Source organism: Micromonospora sp. SL1-18 (assembly GCF_047921505.1).
Lineage (GTDB): Bacteria > Actinomycetota > Actinomycetes > Mycobacteriales > Micromonosporaceae > Micromonospora.
In genome coordinates, this window is the sequence record NZ_JBLROA010000158.1 from 1 (window position 1) to 2,073 (window position 2,073).

Here is a 2,073-nt window from a genome sequence, read left to right on the forward strand (position 1 = left end):
CTTAGGGCTTGCAGAGGAACAAGTAGCAACTTCGCATACGCTGGCTGTCTAATGTGGTATGCGACTGGTGTCGGGGGCCGAGGCGTTACTGGCAGCCAAGTTCCAGGTGATCTTGCCGCATCTGGATGAGCGGCAGCGCCGTCTGCTGATGGGGGCCGAGGCCCGGATCCTCGGGCACGGTGGGATCAGGCTGGTGGCCCGAGCGGCCGGTGTCGCGGAGAGCACGGTGTCGAGAGGCGTATCCGATCTTGACGCTGGTGCAGAGCCGTTGGGTCGTGCCCGCAGGCCCGGTGGAGGGCGTAAGCGGGCGGCGGAGCTGGATCCCGGGCTGCGTCCGGCGCTGCTGGCCCTGGTCGAGCCGGATGAGCGGGGCGATCCGATGTCGCCGCTGCGATGGACGACGAAGTCGACCCGCAGGCTGGCGGCCGAGCTGACCCGACGTGGCCATCGGATCGGTGCTGACACCGTCGCCGACCTGCTGCGTGAGGAGGGGTTCAGCCTGCAGGGCAACGCCAAGACCGTTGAGGGCGCCCAGCATCCCGACCGCGACGCGCAGTTTCACTACCTCAACGAGGCCGCCCGCGCCCACCGGGACGCCGGACAGCCGGTGATCAGCGTGGACACCAAGAAGAAAGAGCTGGTCGGCCTGTTCGCCAATGCCGGGCGGGAATGGCAGCCGTCCGGCGAACCGGTCGAGGTCAACGTGCACGACTTCGCCGACAAGCTGCTGGGCAAGGCCGTGCCGTACGGCGTCTACGACACCACCGCCGACACCGGCTGGGTCAACGTCGGCACCGACGCCGACACCGCCGCGTTCGCGGTCGAATCGATCCGCCGCTGGTGGCAGGCCGCCGGCCGCGGCGCCTACCCGCACGCCGACCGGCTGCTGATCACCGCCGACGGCGGGGGATCCAACGGCTACCGCACCCGCGCGTGGAAGACCGAGCTGGCGGCGCTGGCAGCCCAGACCGGTCTGACCATCACCGTGTGCCACCTGCCGCCGGGCACCTCGAAGTGGAACAAGATCGAACACAGGCTGTTCTCGAACATCTCGATGAACTGGCGCGGCAGGCCGCTGACCAGCCACGAGGTGATCGTCAACACCATCGCGGCCACTACCACCCGCACCGGCCTGCGCGTGCACGCCGAACTGGACACCGGCTGCTATCCCACCGGGGTGAGGATCAGCGACGCCCAGATGACGGCCCTGCCCATCACCCGCCATGCCTTCCACGGCGAGTGGAACTACACGCTGCACCCCGACCGGACCCCGGGGCTGTCCGGTGACCGGGCCGCCGGCGACCTGCCGGCAGCGCCGAGTCCTGACAGTCTGTCCGGCCCCAGCCTGACCGGCATGGCCGAGCAGGACCTGCAGAACCTGACCGCCGCGCTGGACGGGATACGCCAGACCCGCAGGCAAGCCCGACAGCAGCGGGCCACCGAGCAGGCGCTGCACGAGGGTCGCAAACCCCACGCCCCCCGATCCGGCCGCCCGCCCCGGTTCGGCTTCGGCGACCAGGTCCTGGCCACCATCCTGCACCTGCGGCTTTCCCTGCCCGAAGAAAACCTGGCCGTGATGTTCACCGTCAGCCGCAGCACCATCCGCCGGGCCATCGACGAAGTCCGGCAACTGCTTGAACAGCACGGAACCAACATCGAGCCCGTCGCCACACCGGGACCGGTGGCAGACCTCCTCGCCAACCAGCCAGCCAGCACGAGATGATCGAGACGGCGTGTTATTCATCTGCAAGCCCTTAGTGGTCCGCTCCGTAAGTCCTTCGGGGGTTGACTGGCCGGGGTTTGGGTGCAGTCGTGGTCAGGGGGCGATCGGGCCGATGTGGATGTCGCAGACGAAGTCGAAAGCCTCTTCGGGACTGCCGGTGATCCAGATCTGGTTCTCGTAGCTGTTGGTGCTGGCCACGTAGATGGCGGTGCCCCAGCGGTGCGCGGACCCGCCGTATCGGAACCGCATCAGCGGCAGGTGTTCACCGTCGTTGAGTTCACCGGTGATGTAGGCGAACTGGCCGTGGTAGCGCACGTGCACCGCGGCCAGCTGCGGCCACTTCGCCTTGG

Annotated in this window: 2 protein-coding genes; one reads left to right on the top strand and one right to left on the bottom strand. The window is 68.4% G+C overall.

What is annotated here, in order from left to right; genetic code table 11:
* Positions 1-58 precede the first annotated feature (58 nt).
* On the top strand, positions 59-1,723 hold the full coding sequence (locus tag ACNAW0_RS30235) for an ISAzo13 family transposase (protein WP_416291452.1): 1,665 nt from the start codon (positions 59-61) through the stop codon (positions 1,721-1,723).
* A 93-nt stretch (positions 1,724-1,816) separates the two neighbouring features.
* Here the strand turns inward: ACNAW0_RS30235 and ACNAW0_RS30240 are convergent.
* The coding region (locus ACNAW0_RS30240; RefSeq protein ID WP_416291453.1) for a hypothetical protein at positions 1,817-2,073 on the bottom strand (257 nt) is incomplete at its 5' end.